The sequence below is a fragment of the Bradyrhizobium sp. Kon37 genome (assembly GCF_055807535.1).
In genome coordinates this window covers 26,682-49,978 of record NZ_JBVVOY010000027.1, presented here as the reverse complement: position 1 = coordinate 49,978, position 23,297 = coordinate 26,682, and the positions used below count along the sequence as shown (strand labels likewise).

Annotated in this window: 20 protein-coding genes, 1 tRNA gene and 1 pseudogene; 10 read left to right on the top strand and 12 right to left on the bottom strand. The window is 64.3% G+C overall.

Annotated elements, in window-relative coordinates:
* Positions 1 to 23: 23 nt before the first annotated feature.
* Positions 24 to 2,345: an FdhF/YdeP family oxidoreductase gene (locus AC0L3J_RS32095; protein WP_473349713.1), complete on the bottom strand. Its 2,322-nt coding sequence runs from the start codon at positions 2,343 to 2,345 to the stop codon at positions 24 to 26.
* Between the two features lie 216 nt (positions 2,346 to 2,561).
* Here AC0L3J_RS32095 and fdhD point away from each other — a divergent pair, with 216 nt between their 5' ends.
* The 3 genes from fdhD to AC0L3J_RS32080 all read left to right on the top strand — a co-directional run bounded on the left by fdhD (position 2,562) and on the right by AC0L3J_RS32080 (position 5,013).
* The gene (fdhD, locus tag AC0L3J_RS32090; RefSeq protein WP_456769525.1) at positions 2,562 to 3,335 is read left to right on the top strand and encodes a formate dehydrogenase accessory sulfurtransferase FdhD; all 774 of its coding nucleotides are present in this window, start codon (positions 2,562 to 2,564) and stop codon (positions 3,333 to 3,335) included.
* Between the two features lie 161 nt (positions 3,336 to 3,496).
* Complete coding sequence (locus AC0L3J_RS32085; RefSeq protein WP_473349712.1) at positions 3,497 to 4,126, top strand: DUF1326 domain-containing protein; 630 nt, start codon at positions 3,497 to 3,499, stop codon at positions 4,124 to 4,126.
* A 65-nt stretch (positions 4,127 to 4,191) separates the two neighbouring features.
* Entirely contained in the window at positions 4,192 to 5,013 is an 822-nt protein-coding gene (locus AC0L3J_RS32080) for a DUF2182 domain-containing protein (RefSeq protein ID WP_473349711.1), read from the top strand.
* Positions 5,014 to 5,157: 144 nt separating this feature from the next.
* Here AC0L3J_RS32080 and AC0L3J_RS32075 read toward each other — a convergent pair.
* Positions 5,158 to 5,242 (bottom strand) — tRNA-Leu (locus AC0L3J_RS32075).
* A gap of 167 nt (positions 5,243 to 5,409) precedes the next feature.
* The gene (locus tag AC0L3J_RS32070) at positions 5,410 to 5,652 is read right to left on the bottom strand and encodes a FliM/FliN family flagellar motor switch protein (protein WP_007603171.1); all 243 of its coding nucleotides are present in this window, start codon (positions 5,650 to 5,652) and stop codon (positions 5,410 to 5,412) included.
* Between the two features lie 80 nt (positions 5,653 to 5,732).
* Between AC0L3J_RS32070 and lipB the strand changes: the two genes are divergently transcribed.
* The gene (gene lipB, locus AC0L3J_RS32065; RefSeq protein WP_473349710.1) at positions 5,733 to 6,470 is read left to right on the top strand and encodes a lipoyl(octanoyl) transferase LipB; all 738 of its coding nucleotides are present in this window, start codon (positions 5,733 to 5,735) and stop codon (positions 6,468 to 6,470) included.
* 22 nt (positions 6,471 to 6,492) lie between these two features.
* Here the strand turns inward: lipB and AC0L3J_RS32060 are convergent, their stop codons facing one another.
* Positions 6,493 to 7,506: a hypothetical protein gene (locus tag AC0L3J_RS32060; RefSeq protein WP_456769521.1), complete on the bottom strand. Its 1,014-nt coding sequence runs from the start codon at positions 7,504 to 7,506 to the stop codon at positions 6,493 to 6,495.
* A 149-nt stretch (positions 7,507 to 7,655) separates the two neighbouring features.
* On the opposite strand from AC0L3J_RS32060, the pseudogene AC0L3J_RS32055 reads away from it, so the two are divergent.
* Both AC0L3J_RS32055 and AC0L3J_RS32050 read left to right on the top strand, forming a co-directional pair.
* Positions 7,656 to 7,762, top strand: a pseudogene (locus AC0L3J_RS32055) (lipoyl(octanoyl) transferase LipB); the annotation flags it as partial.
* Positions 7,763 to 7,946: 184 nt separating this feature from the next.
* Positions 7,947 to 8,660 (top strand): DNA helicase, encoded by a 714-nt coding sequence (locus tag AC0L3J_RS32050; protein WP_473349709.1) that lies wholly within the window; start codon positions 7,947 to 7,949, stop codon positions 8,658 to 8,660.
* A 61-nt stretch (positions 8,661 to 8,721) separates the two neighbouring features.
* Here AC0L3J_RS32050 and AC0L3J_RS32045 read toward each other — a convergent pair whose 3' ends face one another.
* A complete protein-coding gene (locus tag AC0L3J_RS32045) occupies positions 8,722 to 9,144 on the bottom strand; it encodes a tautomerase family protein (protein ID WP_456769519.1) in 423 nt (140 codons plus the stop codon).
* A gap of 111 nt (positions 9,145 to 9,255) precedes the next feature.
* Between AC0L3J_RS32045 and AC0L3J_RS32040 the strand changes: the two genes are divergently transcribed.
* Positions 9,256 to 10,110, top strand: a complete 855-nt coding sequence (locus tag AC0L3J_RS32040) for a LysR family transcriptional regulator (protein ID WP_473349708.1) — start codon at positions 9,256 to 9,258, stop codon at positions 10,108 to 10,110.
* Between the two features lie 12 nt (positions 10,111 to 10,122).
* On the opposite strand, the gene AC0L3J_RS32035 is transcribed toward AC0L3J_RS32040, so the two are convergent.
* The 3 genes from AC0L3J_RS32035 to AC0L3J_RS32025 are packed head-to-tail and all read right to left on the bottom strand — an operon-like array spanning position 10,123 to position 12,795.
* Positions 10,123 to 11,559 (bottom strand): TIGR01777 family oxidoreductase, encoded by a 1,437-nt coding sequence (locus AC0L3J_RS32035; protein WP_473349707.1) that lies wholly within the window; start codon positions 11,557 to 11,559, stop codon positions 10,123 to 10,125.
* Positions 11,556 to 12,221 (bottom strand): DUF4166 domain-containing protein, encoded by a 666-nt coding sequence (locus tag AC0L3J_RS32030; protein ID WP_473349706.1) that lies wholly within the window; start codon positions 12,219 to 12,221, stop codon positions 11,556 to 11,558. Before AC0L3J_RS32030 ends, AC0L3J_RS32035 begins: the two co-directional genes overlap by 4 nt.
* Before the next feature lie 16 nt (positions 12,222 to 12,237).
* Positions 12,238 to 12,795 carry a GbsR/MarR family transcriptional regulator gene (locus AC0L3J_RS32025; protein WP_473349705.1) on the bottom strand — a complete coding sequence of 186 codons (558 nt, stop codon included), beginning with the start codon at positions 12,793 to 12,795 and terminating at the stop codon, positions 12,238 to 12,240.
* Between the two features lie 152 nt (positions 12,796 to 12,947).
* Between AC0L3J_RS32025 and AC0L3J_RS32020 the strand changes: the two genes are divergently transcribed.
* Entirely contained in the window at positions 12,948 to 14,468 is a 1,521-nt protein-coding gene (locus AC0L3J_RS32020; protein WP_473349704.1) for an ATP-binding protein, read from the top strand.
* 8 nt (positions 14,469 to 14,476) lie between these two features.
* On the opposite strand, the gene AC0L3J_RS32015 is transcribed toward AC0L3J_RS32020, so the two are convergent.
* The 4 genes from AC0L3J_RS32015 to AC0L3J_RS32000 form a co-directional block, all read right to left on the bottom strand.
* Positions 14,477 to 14,776: an acylphosphatase gene (locus tag AC0L3J_RS32015; protein WP_027518495.1), complete on the bottom strand. Its 300-nt coding sequence runs from the start codon at positions 14,774 to 14,776 to the stop codon at positions 14,477 to 14,479.
* On the bottom strand, positions 14,773 to 15,639 hold the full coding sequence (locus AC0L3J_RS32010; protein WP_473349703.1) for an isocitrate lyase/PEP mutase family protein: 867 nt from the start codon (positions 15,637 to 15,639) through the stop codon (positions 14,773 to 14,775). The genes AC0L3J_RS32015 and AC0L3J_RS32010 overlap by 4 nt, the downstream gene beginning before the upstream one ends.
* A 157-nt stretch (positions 15,640 to 15,796) precedes the next feature.
* Positions 15,797 to 17,812 (bottom strand): acetyl-CoA carboxylase biotin carboxylase subunit, encoded by a 2,016-nt coding sequence (locus AC0L3J_RS32005; RefSeq protein WP_473349702.1) that lies wholly within the window; start codon positions 17,810 to 17,812, stop codon positions 15,797 to 15,799.
* 184 nt (positions 17,813 to 17,996) lie between these two features.
* Positions 17,997 to 19,067, bottom strand: coding sequence for a zinc-binding metallopeptidase family protein (locus tag AC0L3J_RS32000; RefSeq protein WP_473349701.1), 1,071 nt, complete (start codon positions 19,065 to 19,067; stop codon positions 17,997 to 17,999).
* A gap of 215 nt (positions 19,068 to 19,282) precedes the next feature.
* On the opposite strand from AC0L3J_RS32000, the gene AC0L3J_RS31995 reads away from it, so the two are divergent.
* Both AC0L3J_RS31995 and AC0L3J_RS31990 read left to right on the top strand, forming a co-directional pair.
* Complete coding sequence (locus AC0L3J_RS31995) at positions 19,283 to 21,760, top strand: PAS domain S-box protein (protein WP_473349700.1); 2,478 nt, start codon at positions 19,283 to 19,285, stop codon at positions 21,758 to 21,760.
* Between the two features lie 284 nt (positions 21,761 to 22,044).
* A complete protein-coding gene (locus tag AC0L3J_RS31990; protein ID WP_473349699.1) occupies positions 22,045 to 23,295 on the top strand; it encodes an arsenic transporter in 1,251 nt (416 codons plus the stop codon).
* Positions 23,296 to 23,297: the final 2 nt, after the last annotated feature.

Genomic DNA, 23,297 nt, shown 5'->3' with positions numbered 1-23,297 from the left:
CCTGTGGGCGTGATCGACGGCGCTCACGACGCCGAGATCGGAGTCTCTCCGCTCTCGACGATCTCTGGAAGAATGTCCTTGAACAAACGCACCGGAATGGATTTCGCCGCAGGGACCTTGCTGCCCTCAGCCTGATGCCAGAGCGGAATGAGCACGTTGCACTCCGGATAGTAAGCCGCAATGCTCCTGCGTGGGATGCCATAGGGGACGATTTGGAGCTCGCTCAAGCTGCGCATGACGCCATCGCCCGCCTCCGTCACCAGCGTGACGGTATCTCCTGCTTTCAACCCGTCTTCCTCCATGTCAGCGGGATTCATGAACACGACGTAGCGGCCCCCTTCGATGCCGCGAAAGCGATCGCCTTCGGCGTAGATCGTCGTATTGAACTGTCCGTCGGCGCGCAGTGTCATCAGCTCATAGACGCCGTCGGTCTCGCGGGGTGGCGCGAAGGCCGACTTTGGAACGGTGAAGTTCGCCTTGCCGTTCGGGGTCTTCCACTTCCGCTCGCGCGCCGCGAGCGGCCGCGCAAAACCGCCAGGCTGAAACATGCGCGCATTGAAGTCCTTGAATTGTTCGGGATAGGTGCGCTCGATGGCGTCCCGAACCCGCGAATAATCGGCGACCCAGGCGTCCCAATCGATCTTGGGATTGGGCTTCAACGTCGCCTTCGCCAGGGCGGCGACGATCGCCGGCTCCGACAGGAGGTGGTCGGCCACCGGTTTACGCTGGCCGCGCGATCCGTGAATGCAGGTGGTGGAATCCTCCATCGACACCGCTTGTTCGCCGCTGGCCTGCCAGTCGATCTCGATCCGGCCGAGACACGGCAGCAGATAGCTGACCTCGCCGGGCACGAGGTGAGTCCGGTTGAGCTTGGTCGCGATCTGCACCGACAGGCGCAGGCCCGACCACGCGGGCTCCATCAGGGACCGCTCCGGAACGGCGCGCAGGAAATTGCCGCCGAGGCTGACGAAGCCGCGAACGTCGCCCTTCAGAATGCCGTCGCAGGCGTCGACGGTGGACAGTCCGTCCCACCGCGGCGGCTCGAAGCCGTAAAGCTCCGCAAGCTTGTCGAGCGGCACCAGCTTGGTCTTCTCGGAAATGCCGACGGTGCGCTGGCCCTGCACGTTGGAGTGGCCCCGGATCGGCGAAATGCCCGCGCCGGGCTTGCCGATATTGCCGCGGAGCAGCAGCAGGTTGACGATCATCTTGTTCGTCTCGACGCCGTGCTTGTGCTGGGTGATGCCCATGCCGTAATTGGCGATCACGGCCTTGGCCTCCATATAGGTGTTCGCGGCCTCGCGCAGGGCCCCGCGCGAGAGCCCCGAGGCTCGTTCGATCTCGTCCCAATCCTGCGCGCGGCAGAATGCGGCGAACTCCTCGAAGCCCGCGGTGTGCTGCCGGATGAATTCGACATCCACCACGCGCGGACTTTCATTCTCCCGCGCGAGGTCGTCCGCCTCGATCACCCATTTGCAAATCCCGATGATCGCCGCCGCGTCGCCGCCGACCCGCACCTGATAATATTGCGAGCTGATGCGCGTGCCGCCAGCGATCATCTGGACCGGATTTTGCGGATTGACGAAACGCTCGAGGCCGCGCTCGCGCAGCGGATTAAACGTTATGATCGGCACGCCGCGCTGCGCCGCCTCCTGGAGCGGATGCAGCATGCGCGGCGCGTTGGTGGTGGTGTTGTGGCCGAAGAAGAAGATGCAATCGGTGGTCTCGAAATCCTCCAGCAGCACCGTGCCGACCGGAACTCCGATCACCTCCGGCAGCGCCACCGACGTCGTCTCGTGGCACATGTTCGAGCTGTCGGGGAAATTGTTGGTGCCGTACATGCGGCCGAACAATTGGTACATGTAGCTGGTTTCGAGCGAGGCACGTCCGGACGTGTACATCACGACAGAATGGGGATCGAGCCGGTTCAGCTCGGCGCCGATATCCGCAAAGGCCTCGTCCCAGTCGACCGCTCGATATTTGTCGCTTGCCCGGTCGTAACGCATCGGCGTCGTCAGGCGCCCCTGCTCCTCCAGTTGATGATCGGACCAGGTTCGTAGTTCAGCCAGCGTATGTTGCGCAAAGAACTCCGGTGTCGCGGTCTTGCGCGTAATCTCCCAGGCGGTCGCCTTGGCGCCGTTCTCGCAGAACTCGAAGGGACGTGGCTTGGCCGGCTTGGCCCAGGAGCAGCTCACGCACATGAATCCGTCGGGCTTGTTCTGCTTGAGCAGGATCTCGCTGCCGAGAATGGCGACCTCTTCCTGCGTCAGGATGCTTGCAACGGCTTTGAGTGAGCCCCAGCCGCCTGCCGGCGCATCATTGTTCTCGACCTTTGCCTTTTGCCTCATGGCGTTTCCTTCAACCGCAACCCCCGCACGCAGAACCCGAGATGGGAGGGCAAGTTCCAAGCGTTCGGAACCTTGCTCCGGTTTGTGCGTCGATGAATCGACGTAGGACGAACACCCATGCACGGCTCTCGATCCGGCGCACCCGATCGCGCATCCATGCCCACGGCATCCGTGAGAATGCCCCGGCTCACGTCGAGCGGGACGCAGGATGAGCGGATGCTGGCCGAGGAATGTCCCGTGGCACTCGTCTACGACGGAACGACCGTCGCCGTTGTGATGGCCACTCCCGCCGATCTGACCGACCTTGCTGTGGGATTCAGTCTGACCGAAGGGATCATCGGCGACATCGGCGAGATCGAGGAGCTCACGGTCGTTCCCGGCCCCGACGGGATCGAACTGCGGCTATGGCTGCGACCGAACGCCGGGCGACGGCTGAAGGAGCGACGGCGACATCTGGTCGGGCCGACGGGTTGCGGCCTGTGCGGCATCGACAGCCTGCGCGAAGCCGGCCGGATCGCTCAGTGCGTCGAGCAACCGGCGAGCCTCACGCCGGAGCAGATCAGCACGGCCATCGCGGCCCTCACCGAGTCACAGATCCTCAACCACAAGACACGTGCCGCTCACGCCGCGGGTTTTTTCCGGCCAGGCAGCAAGACCATGATGGTGCGCGAGGACGTGGGGCGCCACAACGCCCTCGACAAGCTTGCCGGCGCTCTCGCCATCGAAGGCGCATCCGGCGGCGCCGGCGCCGTCATCCTCACCAGCCGGATATCGGTCGAGATGGTGCAAAAAACCGCCGCGATCGGCGCCGGCATCGTCGTTGCCATGTCTGCACCGACCGCGCTTGCGGTCCGAACGGCGGAGGCCAGTGGCATCACGCTCGTCGGGATCGCACGGGGCGACGAATTCGAGATCTTCAGCCATCCGGCGCGGGTGTTTATGCCCGCGGCCACCCAGATCGAGCCGGAGTTTCGACCGCAGGCAAACTAAGGGAACCCGGGCGTGAGGATAGCAAACTTCGCCACGCTCACCTTGCTTGACGTATGTCGATGGTGGAATCGGCTTGCGGTGCTTCCTCACGAAGCGTAATTTTCAACTCTACGTAGCTCATTCGAAAGCATCTATCGGGTTCGGCCAAGCGGGAGACAGCAATGGCGGATGTCCCATGGCACCTTTCCGGTGACTATTTCGAGAATTGCAATTGCAGCATCGTGTGCCCCTGCCTGGTGTCGGCGGCGCCGCCGTTGACCGCGCGACCGACCGAGGGCTTCTGCAACGTACCGCTGATCTTCCACATCGAGACCGGCCGCTATGGCGATATCGCGCTCGATGAGCTGAATGTGCTCGTCATCCTCCACGCACCTGGCGTCATGGCAGACGGAGACTGGTCGGTGGCCGCCTATATCGATGAGCGCGCCAACGATGACCAGACCGAGGCCCTGGCTGCAATCTTCACCGGCGGTGCCGGCGGTCCCATGGCCGCGTTCGCGCCGCTGATCAGCAAGAACCTTGGGGTGCGCAAGGTCCCGATCACGTTCCGGATCGAGGGCAAGACGCGGTCCGCGGAAATCCCGGGCATCCTGCACATGTCCGTCGATCCACTACCGACCATGCATCCGAGCGGCGAGATGTGGGTGAACATCGGCCATCCGGTCAGCCCCGACGCCATGGTGATGGCCGTCGGCGCCGCCGGCAATACCTTCAGCGATCATGGCATGCGCTGGGATAATTCCGGCAGGAACGGCCTCTATGCGCCGATCCGCTGGTCGAACCAGGCGTGATGTAAACTCCAGATACCGGCTTGCATCAGCGGCCGGCAACATCGATCGCACAACATCGATCGCAAATGACGGACAGCCCCCTGGAAGCCGTGCTGCGGCGCGATCGCTGGATCGTCGGCGGCGCGATCGTCCTCATTGTCGCGCTGGCATGGAGCTATGTGCTCTGGCTCGCCAACGACATGGACATGGGCGGCATGGACATGGTCGAATTCCGCATGATCCCGGCGGGGATCGGAATCATGCTGCCAGCCGACGAGCCGTGGCGAACGATCGAGTTCGCCTACGTGTTCCTGATGTGGGCGGTGATGATGGTCGGAATGATGGCTCCCTCGGCCGCGCCCATGATCCTGATGTACGCCCGCGTAGGTCGACAGGGCAAAGCGCAAGGCAAGCCATTCGCCGCGACCGGCTGGTTTGCCGCCGGCTATCTCCTGGCCTGGTGCGGCTTTTCGCTGGCAGCCACCCTGCTCCAATGGGCGATCGAGCGGGCCGCCCTGCTGGATTCCCGGATGGCGATCGCGAGCAACCTGCTCGGCGGCATCGTGCTGATCGCGGCGGGCGTCTATCAATGGACACGGCTCAAGGACGTCTGCCTCGCCCAATGCCAGTCGCCGCTTCTGTTCCTGATGCGCCACGGCGGCTTTCGCAGCGACCTGCGAGGCTGCTTGCTGCTGGGCTTTTGGCATGGAGGCTATTGTGTCGGCTGCTGCTGGGTCTTGATGGCGCTGTTGTTCGTGGGCGGCGTGATGAACGTGCTCTGGATTGCGCTTTTGTCGTTGTTTGTACTTTTGGAGAAAGTCACGCCGGTGGGACGCTGGATCGCGCGCGCTGCCGGCATTGCCTGTGTGGCCGCGGGCGCGTGGCTCCTGCTGACCTTGCCGAAGTGATTGCGAGGCGCGGACGACGATCGCGCCGACTCTCGGCCGCGAGATCGAACATCGGAGATTTGGGGAGGCCTCGTTCCAGGGTCCGCAGCGCGAACACGGCGGGCACCGAAAATCGCGAAACAATCTTTCGCGTGTCTGTTTGCTTGGTGCGCTCGGAGGGACTCGAACCCCCACGATTTTACTCACTGCCACCTCAAGGCAGCGCGTCTACCAATTCCGCCACGAGCGCTTTTGGGGATGCCGGCTTGAGGCTTTGAAGGCCAACCGGATCAACGGCGCCGATCTAACAAATCCATCAGAGGGGTACAAGCCTCCAAAGGCCCTGAATTCCACAAGCTTGGCGGGAAAGTTCCGGCTCCTTGCGCCGGGATCAGGCTTTTCCGCCTGCCCGGGCCGCTACCGCGTGCCCGGGATACGGGGCAGCATCTGCTTGACCTCGACCGCGATGCGGTTGCGGTCGACCAGCACGACGCCGGAGGCGACCGGCAGATTATTGGCCAAAACCTTGACCTCGTCGGCCTCGGTTGCGTCCAGCTCGATGATGGCGCCGCGGGAAAGACGTAATACTTGATGGATCGGCATGGTTGTCGTCCCGAGGACGACCATGAGATCCACGGTCACTTTGTCGAGAGTCGGCACTTCAGCACCACCGCAACTTGGGACTAGGACTAGGGACTTGGTATTTGCGCCTGGGATCATCACCCGGTTATGGTTAGCCAATGGTTAATTCACCCCAAAACCCCCGCCAAGAGCTCGATTTAACGTCGTTTTCCGCCTCCTCCGGCGAGCCCGTGGAGTGGCGGATTTCGGACGCGCCCGTGCCCTATCCGGAGGCCGTGGCCGAAATGGAGGCGCGCGTCGCGGCGATCGCAGCCGGTGAAGCTCCGGAGCTGGTCTGGCTGCTCGAGCATCCCCCGCTCTACACCTCCGGCACCTCGGGCAAGGAATCAGACCTGCTCGATGCCCGATTCCCGACTTTTGCCACCGGGCGCGGCGGCCAGCTCACCTATCACGGGCCCGGCCAGCGCGTGGCCTATGTCATGCTCGACCTGAAGCGCCGCCGGCCGGATGTCCGGGCCTATGTCGCGAGCCTGGAAGAGTTGATCCTGCGGACGCTCGCCGCCTTCAACATCCGTGGCGAGCGGCGCGAGGACCGGGTCGGCGTCTGGGTCAAGCGGCCTGACAAGGGACCCGAACACGAGGACAAGATCGCGGCGATTGGCGTCCGGCTGAAGCGCTGGGTCTCGTTCCACGGCATCGCCATCAATGTCGAGCCGGAGCTGTCGCATTTCGACGGCATCGTGCCCTGCGGCGTCGCCGATCCCCGCTACGGCGTCACCTCGCTGGTCGACCTCGGCCAGCTCGTGACGATGAGCGATGTCGACGTCGCGCTTCGGCAAGCCTTCGAGGAGCTGTTCGGGCCGACCCGGGCGCTGATGCCGGAAGCCATCGCCTAGGCGGGCGCCGGTGCGTTCGCCGTCAAGTCCTGGCTATCCGATTCAAGGCCGCAGTCATGCGGCCTTCTAGATAGCTTTTGGCGACGCTCAATGGAGTGAACACAGCTGCATCGGTCACCGACTTGTCGTGCTCAGACCGCCAGTCGAACCTCGGTCGCTCGCTGTCGGGTACCGCGAGTTTGGCTACCCCCCAATCTTCCTGTTTCAACTCACTCTGCTCAAAGATACCTCGATACAAGCAGGCTTGGGTCACGAGAATTCGCCAGAATATGGGCCGTGAACGCGGATGGAACTCGTCGATAAGGAAGCTGATCTCATCGAACTGCTTTCGCACACTGCTTGCTTTCTTCGCGTAGGCCGCCTCGCATTCCGAATAGGACAGCAGACGCATCTTGCCGTCCTCCGCAATGAGAAGAGCTTCGATTGCGCCCTCGATGGCCCCGAGCGGCAGACCTTGTCGGTAGTATTTTTCAGGATTTGCCCTGGCCTTTTGATCCGCGTCCTCGTCGAAAGGATTGTAGTCGAGCGTCGGATCGAGCTTTGCCAGCGAAAACTCTGCGCCGAATGCAAAGAAGGCTTGTCGTGCGAGGGCATACTGCCGCCAGATCAATGCATCCAAAGACAGATCCACAGACGTGATACTGCGCTGCAATAACTTGAGCGTCGCGGAGGGAGCCAAGAGCCGATAGAGTGTGGACGTATGATAGTATTCGTCACGCAAAAACGAATCCTCATCGTTGGGCTCTAGGTTGCCGGACTTCGCCGTCTCGGCAAGACCAACGATCCTGAAATATGCCGCCTCGCAATGCTCGACCAATTGAAAAAGGATCGGGCCACATTGCTCGTAAAGCCGTTTGCGCGCCTCATATTCGTAGTCGCGCTTGGCGTCTCTTTCGGCTTTTTCGCTGCCAATCTTATCCCGAAGCTCCTCGATGGCGACCTGGTTCCTGCGAGTGAAAAACTGTGAGATCACCGCGATGACGAGTGATGCTGTAGCGGCAACCAACGCAACAACTATCGATGGCTCGATCTTCACACCTATTATCCCCAAGCAATGCGTTACCGCTCAAATCATCAATCGCAGGCTGGATGGGCCGGCGCTTAGTGTCAATCAGTCGGGCCGGCGAACTTTTGGCCTCGCCCGCGAAATAGCGCCGCAGGTTAGGACGGTACGATCGCCTCGCTGTTCGACTCACCCGGCTCGTGACTATGGTCGATTTTGACACCGCGGTAAGGCCTTTGAGGAGCTGTTCGGGCCGACCCGGGCGCTGATGCCGGAAGCAGCGGCGTAACTTCCGGTCTCCCTCATTTTCCGAAAGCCCGGAATCAGCTACGCTTGATCTCGGTGTCGCCCACGCCTCCCCCCTCCGCCGGGAAAGTAGATGTCATGCCGGGCGAATTGATCATCGGACCGACTGTTCGAGCGCCAGGCATAAGGAGGGGTTGCGTTTCAGCTCGCAATGGGAGGTTTTTGCGATGAGACTGTCTGCACCCATCTATCATCTGAAGCGAAGAGCGAAGCGCCTGTCCCGCGGGGAAGGCATTCCGCTGCACGATGCGCTCGACCGCATCGCCGCGACGGAAGGTTTTTCCGCATGGAGCATGCTCGCGGCGAAAGCCGCCGCAGCGACGCCGGCCAACCGGCTTTTCCCGCAATTCCAACCGGGTGACCTGGTGCTGGTTGGCGCGCGTCCCGGCCAGGGCAAGACCCTGATGAGCCTCGAGCTTGCCGTGGAGGCGATGCGGTCGGGCCATCGCGCCGCGTTCTTCTCGCTGGAATACACCGAGAAAGACGTTCTGGATCGGTTCCGGGCGATCGGCGTGAACCTGGCGCAATTCGAAAAGCTCTTCGAGGTCGATTGCTCCGACGCCATCAGTGCCGATTACGTCGTCAAGCAGATGGCCGCAGCACCGCGCGGTACGGTCGTGGTGATCGACTATCTGCAACTGCTCGACCAGCGGCGGGAAAATCCCGACCTCACCCTTCAGGTGCGCGCGTTGAAATCTTTCGCGCGCGACAAGGGATTGATCGTCGTCTTCATCTCGCAGATCGACCGTTCCTATGATCCCTCGCTCAAGCCTTGCCCTGACCTCGACGATGTCAGGCTGCCGAACCCGCTCGACCTGAAGCTGTTCGACAAGACTTGTTTCCTGAACAAGGACGAAGTTCAGTTTCGAATAGCGAGCTGACGATCAGGAGGCCCAACCGGTTCAGGCCGCGGGTGCGGTTATTCACCCGCGGCCTCCCTCCTCACGCCTTCTCGGGCGAAACCTCGAGCTTGCCGGCGATGTAGCGCCGCTCCTGGGTCAGGCCGCCAAAGCCGTAGGCATCGCCCTTGACCTCGTCGACGTGCAGATAGGTCTCGTGATGCAGCGGGCCCAGGATCCCGGCCATGCGCTGGAACATCGCGGCGAGATAGGCGGCCTTCTCGTCCTTGGTGTTGGTGCCTTCGCTGACGTGGATGTCGATCCAGTAGCTCGCGAGCTTTTGCTCTGCGAGCGACTTGCCGCCGGCGAACCAGTCGGCCGCCTCCACCGACTTCACGATGATGGCGGTGACCTCGGGATCCTTGTGCAGGATTTTTGCGGTGAGCTCAGACACGGCGCTCGCGATGTCGGCCTTCAGCGAGGGCGACTGGCGGGAGGTGGTGTAGGACACGGTGATCAGCGGCATGGTCGTTCTCCTCGGATGTCGCGCAGGTGTTGCGCGGCGTTGGTGAGAAGCTAGACCCACCTCGACATTTTGGTATCTTATCTCTGTTGATACCAGTGATAAGATATCATAATGACAGCAACGCTCGACATCGCCACTGTCCAGGCCTTCCTGCTGGTCGCCGACCTCCAGAGCTTTACGCGGACCGCCGAAGCGCTCGGCACGACCCAGGCGGCGGTCAGTCTGAAGCTGCAACGGCTGGAAACGCTGCTCGGCAAGCGCCTCGTCGAGCGCTCGCCGCGCGCGGTCCGGCTCACGGCAGACGGCGCGACGTTCCTCGATCGCGCCCGCGCGCTGATCGCTGCACATGACCGCGCGCTATCGGGCGAGACCTCAGTCGCGCAGTCGCTCTCGCTTGGCATCTCCGACCATGCCGCGGGCCCGGAGCTGGTACCGCTGCTCGAACGCCTGCATGCGATGTCCTCGAACCTCACGCTCGCCGTCACCATCGGCTTCTCCCGCGAGATGCAGGAGGCCTATGATTCGGGCCGACTGGATGCAGTGATCGTACGTCAGGAAGGCAGCCGGCGCGGCGGCGAGAAGCTGGCCGAGGACGAGTTCGGCTGGTTCGCGTCACGACGCTTCACCGTGCCAAAAGGGCAGCCTTTGCCGCTCGCGACGCTCGCCCCGCCCTGTGGGGTCCGCGCCATCGCCGTGCGCGCGCTCGACAAGGCCGGCCTGAAATGGCGTGAGCGCTTCGTCGGCGGCGGCGTCACCGCCGTGGTTGCAGCCGCGCTCGCCGGACTTGCAATCGCGCCGCTGGCGCGACGGATCGCGCCCCCCGGGCTGGTCGACATCGGGCCGACCCACAAGCTGCCGAAACTCGGCAGCTCGAAGGTGATGCTACATTCGAAGGTCAGCGATCCCGGTAAGCTCGCGGCATTGCGCGCGGTGGCGGCGACGTTCCGGAGTGCGGCGGCGGTCTGACGCCGCACGGCCCTACAAGATCGCTTCAAACGCGCTGCGCAGCGTCTCGTGCCGGAACACAAAACCGCGGCTCAGCGCCTTGTTGGGCAGCACGCGCTGACCGCCGAGCAGGAGCTCGTCGGCGAAACCGCCGCCGATCCGGCGCAGCAGGCCGCCGGGAATCCGGAACACCGCGGGCCGATGCAGACGACGGCCTAGCTCCTCGCTGAACTTTGCGTTGGTGACGGGGATCGGCGCGGTGGCGTTGACGGGGCCGGCGAGATCGGGCGTCGCCATCACATAGGCGATCAGCCGGATCAGATCGTCGCGCTCGATCCAGGACATCCACTGCCGCCCGTTGCCGATGGGACCGCCGAGCCCGAACTCGAACGGCGTCAGCATGCGCGTGACGAAGCCGCCTTCGGTGCCGAGCACGAGGCCGATGCGCAAATTGACCACGCGGACGCCGAGCTCCTCCGCCGGCCGCGCCGCCGCCTCCCAGGCCGCACACAGCTCATGGCTGAAGCAAGCGTGCGACTTCGCCGATTCCGTCAGCACCTGGTCGGCCCACAGGCCATACCAGCCGATCGCAGACCCGCTGACGAGCACCTGGGGCTTGCGTTCGAGCCGCGCGATCAGCTTGACGATCTCGCCGGTCATGTCGATGCGCGAGCCGAGAATCTTCGCGCGCTTCGCCTCGGTCCACAGGCCGTTGCCGATGGGCTCGCCGGCGAGATTGACGACAGCGTCGATAGGCGCGTCAGAGGCGAGCTGATCGAGGCTCGTGATCAGCGTGACCGGGGGCGGCAGCATCTCCGCCTTCGCGGGATTGCGGATCAGCGCAATGACGTGATGCCCCGCTCCGCTGAGGCTCGCTGCGAGGCGGCTGCCGATGAAGCCGGTGGCACCTGATATCAGCACCGTCTTGCGGCCGGACAGCTTTTCGACGAGCCCATGCGCGGGAACGCTTTTCATGCGGCTGAGCCGGCGCATCGCCGCAAAATCCCTGACACCGCACAGCGCCGCGCCGACCGCACACGCCGTCGCGGCAATGCTGAGCAGGCCCTGATACACGACCATCACGCCGAGGGGCTGCGCGGCCCAATCGATCAGCACCGGCAACAGCAACACCAGGATGGCGCCGTAATTGATCGCGAGCAGCGTGTGATTGATCCGCTCGCTCGGAGGCAGTTTTCGGCTGAGATCCTCCTCGACGAAATCCATCAGTGTGATGACGACCTCGGCGACCAACACCGCGACGATCAGCAGCGCCAGCGCGCCATGGACTTCGAGCCAGCCGAGCACGAGGAACAGCAGCGCATAAAGCATGTTGCGAATGCCGTGCAGCTTCAATTCGAAACGCTGCGACGGACGCCAGGCCAGGCGCTCGGTGAATTCGTGGTGATAGAAGGTGTCGAACACGCCCATCACGATCTGGATGGCGATGAGCGTCCACAAGAGCGGTGTCATGACACGGCCTCCCTGAACATTGCGGACTGGTGGATCAGCGCGCCGTAACGCGGATGAATGACATCGAGGGTAAAGCGGAAGGCACCCTCGCCGAGATCGCTGTGCGTCACCGTGAGATCGCCCGGCGTCAGCCATCGCGGCAGCGGAATCCACAGGCGTCCAAACTGGAGACCGTAGCCGGCGCTGCGAAACGTCAGCGCTTGGTCCTCGACCGTGATGCGGAGCGCCATCGAGACGCCGAAGCCGACATATTCTTCCAGCCCGGTCGGGCCGGCAAAACGTTTGGCGGAATGGATCACTTGCGGAAAGCCGCGCTTGCGCGCGCAGATGCGGGTCCAGGTCTGGCCGCCGCCGCCGGCGTCTTCGGTCACCGTGACGATGATGGGGACGCCGGTGTCGCGGCCGGTCGGCAGCGGACCGCCGATCAGGCGCGCGGCTTGGGCGAACCACCAGCCGATGTCGCTGAAGCTGATCTCGTCGACCACACCGACATAGACGACGCTGTCGCCGTCGGCGACGCGTTTCGAAAAACGTCGCCACGTCGCCAGCGGCAGCCGGCCCCAATCCTCGTCCGACAGCAGCGCGCGGAAACGGCGATCGTCGAGCAGTTTTGTGTGAGCGAAGGTCGATGCGTTGGAGCCTGATAATCTTGCCGACGTCATCGCACCCTCCTCAAACCTATTTGGCCTTGCCCAGCGGCAGCAGATTGGCGATCTTCTCACCAAGCCGCATCAAGGCGGCCAGCCGCGGCCGCGGCACCTTCAGCATCTGCATGAACCAGTGGTCGGCGAGCTCGGTGAAGGCGAGCATCTCCTTCAGCCGTTTGCTCGCGACCGGATTGATGGTCGGATCGTCCGCGGCATCGGACACGCAGGCTCTGAGCGCTGTGATCGCCGGATCAAGCTCCCGCTCCTTGCGCCGCGCCGCGATCCTGGCCGCGACTTCCCAGATGTCGGTCTCGGCCTCGTAATGGTCGCGGCGATCGCCGAGAATCGGGACGCGCCGGATCAGGTTCCAGGCAAGCAGCTCCTTCAGCGAGTTGGAGACGTTGGAGCGGGCCATGCCGAGGGTGTCGGCGATGTCCTCGGCCGTCATCGGCGCCTCGGCCAGATAGAGCAGCCCGTGGATCTGGCTGACCGAGCGATTGACGCCCCACTCGTCTCCCATGTCACCCCAATGCAGGATGAAGCGCTCGACGGCGGCTGGGAGTTTCTTTCTTCCGGGTGTTTCTGTCATGACAGAAATATCTGGCGGATAGGATCGACTGTCAAGAGCATCCGCTCGCTTGCGTGCTGCATACGGGCTCGCAATATTGCCTAAAAACGTTCCAAGCTCGGGGAACAATCCGCCATCTGCGGCGTTTGCCCCCGTTGAGGCAGGGTCCGGGAATGGTCGAGAAGTCTAGTCAGCAGAGGGACTTGTTCGAAAGCGAACGCAGTTTCCGCCTGTTAGTTGAAGGAGTTGCCGACTACGCGCTCTACATGCTGGATCCCACCGGGAGAATCACCAGCTGGAACATCGGCGGCGAGCGCATCAAGGGCTATTCGCCCGGGGAGATCCTCGGCCAGCACTTTTCCCGTTTCTACACCGAGACCGACCGCGCCAACGGCAAGCCCGCCCGTGCGCTCGGCATCGCGCGGGACAAGGGCCGCTACGAGGAGGAAGGCTGGCGCGTCCGCAAGGACGGCACCTTCTTCTGGGCGAGCGTCGTGATCGATCCGATCTACGAGGACGGCAAGCTGGTCGGCTTCGCCAAGATCACCCGCGACATCACCGAGCGCCGCAATACCCAGATCAAGCTCGAGGCGATGCAGAAGCAGCTCGCCGAATCGCAGAAATTCGACGCGCTCGGCCAACTCACCGGCGGGGTCGCCCACGATTTCAATAACCTCCTGATGATCATCAGCGGCAGCCTCCACATGCTGAAGCGAGGGGCCGACGACGAAGCCAAGCTTCAGCGCGCGATCTCGGCCATCGAGACCGCCACCAGGCGTGGCGCCGCGCTGACCAACCAGCTCCTCACCTTCGCACGGCGGCAGAGCGTCAATCCGCAGGCGATCGACTTCGCCGATCGCATCGCGGCGATCCGCGAGGTGCTCGATGCCGGCGTCGGCAGCTCCGTGCGCCTGGCTTTCGACGTCAGCGGCGACGTCTGGCCAATCAGGACCGACGTTTCCGAGCTCGAGACCGCCCTGCTCAACCTCGTCATCAATGCCCGTGACGCGATGCCCGACGGAGGTACGGTGACGATCGCAGCGCGCAATCTCGTGCTCGACGAGGCCCCCCTCGTGGGCGAATTCATCGCGATCGACGTCACCGATACCGGCCTCGGCATTCCCTCCGACGTTCTCGACAAGATCTTCGAGCCGTTCTTCACGACCAAGCCGATCGGAAAGGGCACCGGCCTCGGTCTCTCCCAGGTGCACGGCTTCGCCCATCAGGCCGGCGGCACGATCCGGGTCGCGAGCGCGCTCGGCAAGGGCACGACGTTCACCATCCTCCTGCCCCGCGGAGAAGACGAACCATCGCGCGAAGCGGCGGGAGAACCGGCATTCCAAGGCAGCGGCACGGTGCTGCTGGTCGAGGACAATCCGGACGTCGCCGCCGTCAGCATCGGTCTTCTGGAGCAGCTCGGCTATCAGGTGCGCCGGGTCGCGGACGCCGAAGCCGCCTTGAGCGAGATCGAGAAGAACGGCGTCGATTTCGTGTTCTCGGATATCGTCATGCCCGGCAAGATGGACGGGCTCAGCCTCGCCCATCACCTTCGCCAGATCCGCCCCGGCCTGCCGATCCTGCTCGCCACCGGCTACAGCGAAGTCGCCGCAGGCGTGCGCGGCGATTTCCCGATCCTGCGCAAGCCCTACGAGATCCACGAATTGAGCGAAGCGATAGCCAAGCTGCCGCGGTGATTCTTTAGCTACACCGTCGGCAACACCGAAAACGCCTCGCCTGCCCGGCGCAAGTTCAGCTCATCGACGTCGGCCGTCTCGCTGGTGACGCTGTCGACGCGCGAGGACGGCGGGCCGTGGCGGCACAGCGCAACCATGTCGGCGACGTGCTTTGGCGGCCCCGCGAACAGCGCTTCGACGCTGCCGTCGCGGCGGTTGCGGACCCAGCCTTCGAGACCGCACGTCGTCGCCTGATGCTCGAGCCAGGCTCGATAGCCGACGCCCTGTACGCGGCCGCGGATCATGACCTGGAGGATCGCCCGGCTCATTGTTTCAGTCCGAGGACAAGGGCGCTGCGCGCCTTGACGTCGGCCTCGCGCGTGACGCGGCTGGTCAAGTCCGACGACGGCAGGCCTTTGAGATTCTTCGGCGCAGTGCCGTCGCGCAGCGCCTTCTGCGTCTCGTAGACGGCCTGCGTTGCGGCCGCGATCGGCGCGTGGCCCTGAAGCGCGATGCGCACGCGCTGGCCAGCGAGGTATTCGAGCACGTTCAACTCCTCCGGCGCGCCGCCGAGCACGATCGGCAGGCGCGTCGCGGATGCGATGGCTTCGAGCTCGGCGCGCGACTTGATGCCGGTGAAGAACAGCGCATCGACGCCGGCGGCCTCATAAGCTCTGGCGCGGCGGGTCGCGTCCTCGATCGAGGTGATCGAGGCCGCACCGGTGCGGCCCATGATGACGAGCGAAGGATCGCCGCGGCCGTCAAGCGCCGCCTTCATCTTGCCGACGCCCTCCTCCAGCGAGATCAGCTGGGTCTTCGCTTCGCCGAAGCCAGCCGGCAGCAGCGTGTCCTCGATGGTGAGGCCGGCGGCACCCGCCGTTTCCAGCTCCTGCACCGTGCGGCGCACGTTGAGCGCGTTGCCATAACCGTGATCGGCATCGACCAGCACCGGAAGGGCCGCCGCACGCGACATCCGCCGCATCTGCTCGGCAAGCTCGGTGAGCGTGATCAGCGTGATGTCGGGGTCGCCGAGCACCGCGAGTGAAGCCACCGAGCCGCCGAACATGCCGAGCGGGAAACCGAGATCCTCGGCGATGCGGATCGAGATGGCGTCGTAGACCGAGCCGGGATGGACGCAAGTCCCGCCCGACAGGATCGAGCGCAGTTTTTCGCGGCGGGAACGAAAGGCCATGGTGCCCTCTCAACTGTTGCGACGCAGCCGCAACATACACCGTCATTGCGAGCGCAGCGAAGCAATCCAGAATCTTTCAGCGGCGGCAGTCTGGATTGCTTCGCTGCGCTCGCAATGACGAAGTCAGTGGACCCCTCGCAAGAGTCCCACCCAAACCCTAAGCAAACTCCAGAATCAGCGCATCCACCGCCAGAGTCGCGCCGGCGCTGGCGTGGACTTTCTTCACGGTGCCGTCCTGCTCGGCGCGGAGCACGTTCTGCATCTTCATGGCTTCGACCACCGCGAGCGTCTCGCCGGCCTTGACCTCCTGCCCTTCCGTCACCGCGATCGAGACCACGAGGCCGGGCATCGGACAAAGCAGCTTCTTGCCGGTGTCGGCAGCCGTGGTCACCGGCATCAGCCGCGCCGAGGCAGCTTCAGCTTCGGTCCAGACATAGACCGGCACCTCGACGCCCTGATGCGCGAGGCGGATGCCGTTCGCGATCGGGCGTACCTGCACCGCGACGACGTGCCCGTCGATGGTGCCCTGCCAGACCGGATCGCCCGGCTTCCACGGCGACTGCAACAGATGCGCATTGCCGGCCTTGCCGTCGGCATCGAGGAAACGCACCGCGACCGCCTCGCCCTCGCGCGCGATCTCCAGCAGGATCTCCTGGCGCTCGAGCCAGACCGCTCGGCGACGCTCGCGTTGCACGATGCGGCCGCCCATCTGACCCGAGATCTGCCGCTTGCGCTCGCCCAGCACGTGATCGATGGCGGCGCCGACCGCGGCAAGCCGCCGTGCGATCTCGCCTTCCGGCACGCGCACGGTAAAGCCCTTGGGGAATTCCTCGGCGATGAAGCCGGTGGAGAGCCGGCCTTCGCGCCAGCGCGGATGATGCATCAGCGCCGACAGGAACGGGATGTTGTGGCGGATGCCGTCCACATAGAACGAGTCCAGCGCGGTGGCCTGCGCCTCGATCGCGGCCGCGCGCGACGGCGCGTGGGTGACGAGCTTGGCGATCATCGGATCGTAATGGATCGAGATCTCGCCGCCCTCCTGCACGCCGGTGTCGTTGCGCACGGTGATGCCGTCCTGGCTCGCTTCCGCCGGCGGACGGTATTTCACCAGGCGCCCGATCGAGGGCAGGAAGTTGCGGAACGGGTCCTCGGCGTAGAGGCGCGACTCCACTGCCCAGCCGGTCAGCGTGACGTCCTTCTGCGTGATCGCGAGCTTCTCGCCGGCGGCGACGCGGAGCATCTGCTCGACGAGGTCGACGCCGGTGACAAGCTCGGTGACCGGATGCTCGACCTGGAGGCGCGTGTTCATCTCCAGGAAGTAGAAGCTCTTGTCCTGCCCGGCGACGAATTCGACGGTGCCAGCGGAGTCGTAATTCACCGCCTTGGCGAGTGCGACCGCCTGCTCGCCCATCTTGCGGCGGGTGGCTTCGTCGAGCAGCGGCGACGGCGCTTCCTCGATGACCTTCTGGTTGCGGCGCTGGATCGAGCATTCGCGCTCGCCGAGATAGATCACGTTGCCGTGCTTGTCGCCCAGCAGCTGAATCTCGATGTGGCGGGGGTCGACGATGAACTTCTCGATGAAGACCCGGTCGTCGCCGAATGAGGCCTTGGCCTCGGCCTTGGCGAGGTTGAAACCCTCTGCGACCTCGGAGGTCGAATGCGCGATGCGCATGCCCTTGCCGCCGCCGCCGGCGGAGGCCTTGATCATCACGGGATAACCGATCTCGTCGGCGATCTTGACCGCGTGCGTGGCGTCCTCGATGACGCCGAGATAGCCGGGCACGGTCGAGACTTTTGCCTTCGCGGCGGCCTTCTTGGATTCGATCTTGTCGCCCATCGCTGCGATCGCGCCCGGGTTGGGACCGATGAAGACGATGCCGGCCGCCTCCAGCGCGCGCGGAAACGCCTCGCGCTCGGACAGGAAGCCGTAACCGGGATGCACGGCCTCGGCGCCCGTCTTGCGGCAGGCCTCCACGATCTTCTCGATCACCAGATAGCTCTCGGCCGCAGCTGGCGGCCCGATCAGCACGGCCTCGTCGGCCATCTCGACATGGAGGGCGTCGCGGTCGGCCTCGGAATAGACTGCGACCGTTTGAACTCCCATACGGCGAGCGGTCTTGATGACCCGGCAGGCGATTTCGCCGCGATTGGCGATCAGAATGCGTTTGAACATGCTTTTCTTGAGTCTCGACCTTGGGCGGGACCCTTCCCTGGCCGTTGGAGCCTATGGGACGGGCCGTGTGGCTCCCGTGGTACATCAAAATAGGCGGGAGGCAACGGTCAAAATCCGGCCCCTCTGGCGTACCAGCGCAAGACCAAAGCAAGACCGAAACGGGCCTGGCAGGCCCCTGGGTGGCCTACGGCTTCCCGGCCTTGCCCACATTCCGGACCAGGCCGTGAATGAAGCCGAGCTTCGCGACGACGACCGGCGAGAGAATGAACGGATAGAGGTCGCGCATGCCCATGGCGCGGTTGACGCTGTTCATGGCGAAGGTGAAGGGCAGCCATGCGCTGACGATCGCCTCGACGTCCCTCGCCTCGTAAGGGTTGAATCGGATGCGCGTCGTCAACTCCCCGTCGCGGTCGACCTTGGGGCGCACCTCCATGCCGAACTCGCTGGCCATCTCCAGGGTGTCGACGATGTGAAGATAGTGCGCCCAGGTTTCGGCGAAATCTTCCCAGGGGTGCGTGGTCGCGTAGGCTGAGACGTAGTTCTGCTGCCAGTCCGGCGGGGCGCCTTCGGCATAGTGGCGCTGCAAGGCCTGGCCATAATCGGCGGAATCGTCGCCGAACACGGCGCGGCATTCGTCCAGCTTGCCGCCGTCGCGCACCAGCACGTCCCAGAAATAGTGCCCGACCTCGTGGCGGAAATGCCCGAGCAGCGTCCGGTAGGGCTCGCCCATCTCCAGCCTGCGCCGCTCGCGCTCGATGTCGTCGGCCTCGGTCAGCGCGATCGTGATCAGGCCGTTGTCGTGGCCGGTCAGGACCTTCTGCCCGCTCTGCGGATCGTCGGCGAGGAAATTGAAGATCAGGCCATGTTCGGGATTGTCCTGCCGGGTCTGGAGCGGCAGCTTCCAGCGGATCAGGGAATAGAACAGCCGGTGCTTCGCCATCTCCAGCTCGCGCCAGCCAGCGAGTTGCGCCTGATCCGACAGGTCCGGCACGACGCCGTTATGGCGGCAGGCGCGGCAATAGCCGGTGGTGTCGCCCGCGTCCGTCAGCCAGTTGCAGGCATCATGCTCGGCATTGCTGCACAGCATGCGACTTTCGCCCTTGGTCGCCAGCGTCTTCCAGGCCTCTCCGTCGGGCTCGATCGCCGACATCGTCTCCTTCTCCGGCAGGAACGCGACGCGGTGGCCGCAGCGCTCGCAGGCGCGGTTCTCAAAATAGATGACGTTGCCGCAGGCCTGGCAGACAAAAAGCTTCAAGATTTAGCCTCTTCGGAAAGCGAGTCTTTATGAGTGAAAGTTGTGGCGCCTCGCGGATACGCGCGCGGAGGGCTCATCGTTCCAAGGTTCGGAACAAATAGCCAGACCCGGCGTTCTTTCATGCCCACCACACTGCATTCGGCGACGTCTTTCTTTCCATATACCCTTTGGGCAATGGCCATCACGCTTCGTCTGTGTGAATATCCGTCTGCCACGTGCGCTCTCGCATCACCCCGGCCAATGCCTTGAACGATCCTTTGCCCGAGACCATCGCCGCCGAAAGGCTGCGCCAGCACCTGGAAGACGTCGCGCGCGAGCGCGACAACGCCTATCGCGCGCTCCAGGAACGCGAAGCCGAGCTTGCGCGCATCCAGCGCATCGGCAAGGTCGGCGGTCTCGAGGTCGACTTCCGCGAAGGCTTCAAGAACCGCCGTTCGCCGGAATATCTGATGCTCCACGGCCTGCCGCCGGAAGCCGCCGACGAGTCGCACGAGGACTGGATCAATCGCATTCATCCCGACGACCGCGACGCTACGGTGAAGCACTTCATCGATGCGCTGTCCGGCTGCAGCGAGGACTACACCGCCGAATACCGCATCATCCGCCCCAGCGACGGCGAGACCCGCTGGATCCGCGTCGTTGCCAAGATCGAGCGCGACGGTGGCGGCCGCGCCCTGCGCCTCATGGGCGCCCATATTGACGTCACCGACCAGATGCTGGTGCGCGAGACCCTGCGCGAGAGCGAGGAGCGCTTCCGGCTGATCGCCGACAGCGCGCCGGTGCCGATCTGGGTCACCAAACTCGACCGCACACGGTCCTTCGCCAACCAAGCCTATGTCGATTTCGTCGGCCTGCCTTACGACCAGGCCATCTCCTTCGACTGGCGCAAGGTGCTGCATCCGGACGACCTGCCGCATGTGCTGCAGCAATCCGTTCAGGGCGAAGCATCGCTCAAACCGTTCGTGCTGGAAGCCCGCTACAAGAATGCCGACGGCGAATGGCGCTGGCTACGTTCGGAATCGCAGCCGCGCTGGGATCCGACCGGCAGGCATATCGGCTTCATCGGTGTTGCCCATGACATCACGGTGGCCAAGCAGGCCGAGATCGAGCTGCGGCAGCTCAACGAGACGCTGGAAGAACGCATCGCCGAGCGCACCGCCGAGCTCGAATCCAACGAGGCGCGGCTGCGCGCGATCCTGGAGACAAGCAACCAGTACCAGGGTCTTGTCAATCTCAGGGGCGAGCTGCTTTACGCCAACACGACCGTGCTCGACGCCATCAAGGCGAGTTCTGCGGACGTGATTGGAAAGCCGTTGTGGCAGACGCCCTGGTTCAGCACGACGGAGGGCATGAGCGCGCGGGTGCGCGAGGCCTTCGACACCGTGCTCAAGGGCGAAGCCGTGCGGCTGGAGATGCGCCTGCGCCTTCCCATCGGCGAGCGCGATTTCGAGTTCGGCATGCGCCCGGTGCTCGACCGCCATGGCAACATCACCGGCGCAGTGCCCGAGGCTGTCGACATCACCGAGCGCCGCCGCGGCGAGGAAGCGTTGCGGCAATCGCAGAAGATGGAGGCGATCGGCCAGCTCACCGGCGGCGTCGCGCACGACTTCAACAATTTGCTCACCATCATCCGCTCGGCTACCGATTTCCTGCGCCGCCGCGAGCTGCCGGAGGAGCGCCGCCGCCGCTATGTCGATGCTATCTCCGACACCGTCGAACGTGCCTCCAAGCTGACCGCCCAGTTGCTGGCGTTTGCGCGCCGGCAGCCGCTGAAACCGCAGATATTCAACGTCGGCAGCCAGGTCGAAGGCGTCGCGCAACTGGTACGGCCGCTAGTCGGTGGCCGCATCGAAATCGCGGTGGAGGTTCACGATGGCGACTGCTTCACGGTCGCCGATATCGCGCAATTCGAGACCGCGCTGATCAACCTCGCCATCAACGCCCGCGACGCCATGGACGGCGAAGGCCGTCTCACCATAGCGGTCCGGAAAGTTCAGGGCATCCCTAACCTGCGCACGCAATCGGCGCGCGGCGGCGACTATGTCGCGATCTCCGTTGCCGACACTGGCAGCGGCATCGCGCCCGAAAACATCGAGGCGATCTTCGAGCCGTTCTTCACTACCAAGGAGGTCGGCAAGGGCACCGGCCTCGGCCTGAGCCAGGCTTTCGGCTTCGCAAAGCAGTCCGAGGGCGACATCGCCGTGACGAGCACGCATGGTGAAGGCGCGACCTTCACCATCTATCTGCCGCGGGCGCATAGCCCCGCGACAGCTCAAGAAGCCGCGGCGCTGACCTATGAGGCCGCGGCCACCGGGCGCGGCTATCGCGTGCTCGTGGTGGAAGATGACGACGAGGTCGGCCGCTTCTCCACGGAGCTGCTGGAAGACCTAGGCTATGTCGTCCGCCGCGTCGCCAACGCCAACGCGGCGCTCGCCATCCTCGGCGAGAACGAGTTCGCGGTCGACCTCGTCTTCTCGGACGTCATCATGCCCGGCATGAACGGCGTCGAGCTCGCCGGCATCATCCGCGAACGCTATCCGGGCCTGCCCGTCGTGCTCACCTCTGGTTACAGTAACGTTCTCGCCGAGAACGCCGATCGCGGTTTCGAGCTGATCCAGAAGCCGTATTCGGTGGAATTGCTGTCGCGCATCCTGCGCAAGGCGATCACGGCAAAGCCGTCGGTGACGCGGTGAGTGCTATGATTGCACGAAGCTGGCACAAACTCCCTCATTGCGAGCGCAGCGAATCAATCCAGAACCTTTCCGCGGGAACAGACTGGATTGCTTCGTCGCTGCGCTCCTCGCAATGACGGCGCTCGCGCCTCCTCCAGCCCTACAGGCTTGTGAACAAATTGTGGACTGAAGCTCGGCCCGAGACGCGGCAAATCGCAGATGGCCGTCCGCGCCCGCGGGGGAAGACATCGGCATTGGCTTCCGCTATCGCTGCCGAATGAACCGACACATCTTAGGGATCGACCGTGCCGTCTGACGCCATCCTGGCCTGGAGCATCATCGTCGCCGCGACAGCAGGTGTCATCATCCGGCCCTTTCGCCTGCCGGAGGCGATCTGGGCTGTCATCGGCGCCAGCGCACTGGTGCTGCTCGGCTTGCTGCCGTGGCGGGATGCGCTCACGGGCATCGGGAAAGGCGTCGATGTCTATCTCTTCCTGATCGGCATGATGCTGATCGCCGAGCTGGCGCGGCTCGAAGGCCTGTTCGACTATCTCGCGGCGCTCGCTGTGGAATATGCCGGCGGTTCGCCGCAGCGGCTGTTCCTGCTGATCTATATCGTCGGCACGCTCGTCACCGTCCTGCTCTCGAACGACGCCACCGCGATCGTGCTGACGCCCGCCGTCTACGCCACGACGCGCGCCGCCGGCGCCAAGCCGCTGCCTTATCTCTTCGTCTGCGCCTTCATCGCCAACGCCGCAAGCTTCGTGCTGCCGATCTCCAACCCGGCCAATCTCGTCGTGTTCGGGGCGCATATGCCCGAGCTCACCGAATGGCTGCGCCTGTTCGCCCTGCCCTCGGCGGCTTCGATCCTGCTGACATACGTCGTGCTGCGGCTGACCCAACACCGCGTCCTGAAGGAAGAGACCATCGCGCACAGTGTGCCGCATCCAAAGCTCGGCCGCGGCGGCAAGCTGACGGCCATCGGCATCGTGGCGATCGGTGTCGTGCTGGTCACGGCCTCCGCGCTGGATAAGCAATTGGGCCTGCCGACCTTCTTCTGCGGCGTGACGACGGCCGCCATCGTGCTGCTGCTCAGCCGGCAATCGCCGCTACCCGTGCTGCGCGGCGTCTCCTGGAGCGTGCTGCCGCTGGTCGGCGGACTGTTCGTGATGGTGGAAGCGCTGATCAAGACCGGCGTGATCGGGCAGCTCAGCGCGCTGCTGCATGAAGCTGTCGGGCAATCCGTGACGAAGGCGGCCTGGAGCGTCGGCATCGCCACCGCGATCGCCGACAATATCGCCAACAATTTACCCGTCGGCCTCGTCGCAGGCTCGGTCGCCGCCAGCGATCATTTGCCCGCACCTGTCGTGAGCGCCATCCTGATCGGCGTCGATCTCGGGCCCAATCTGTCGGTGACCGGTTCGCTCGCCACCATCCTGTGGCTGGTGGCGCTGCGGCGGGAGAAGATCGAAGTCGGCGCCTGGCCGTTCCTCAAGCTCGGACTGCTGGTGACCCCGCCAGCCCTGATCGCGGCATTGGCTGCCGCGATCAGGTAACT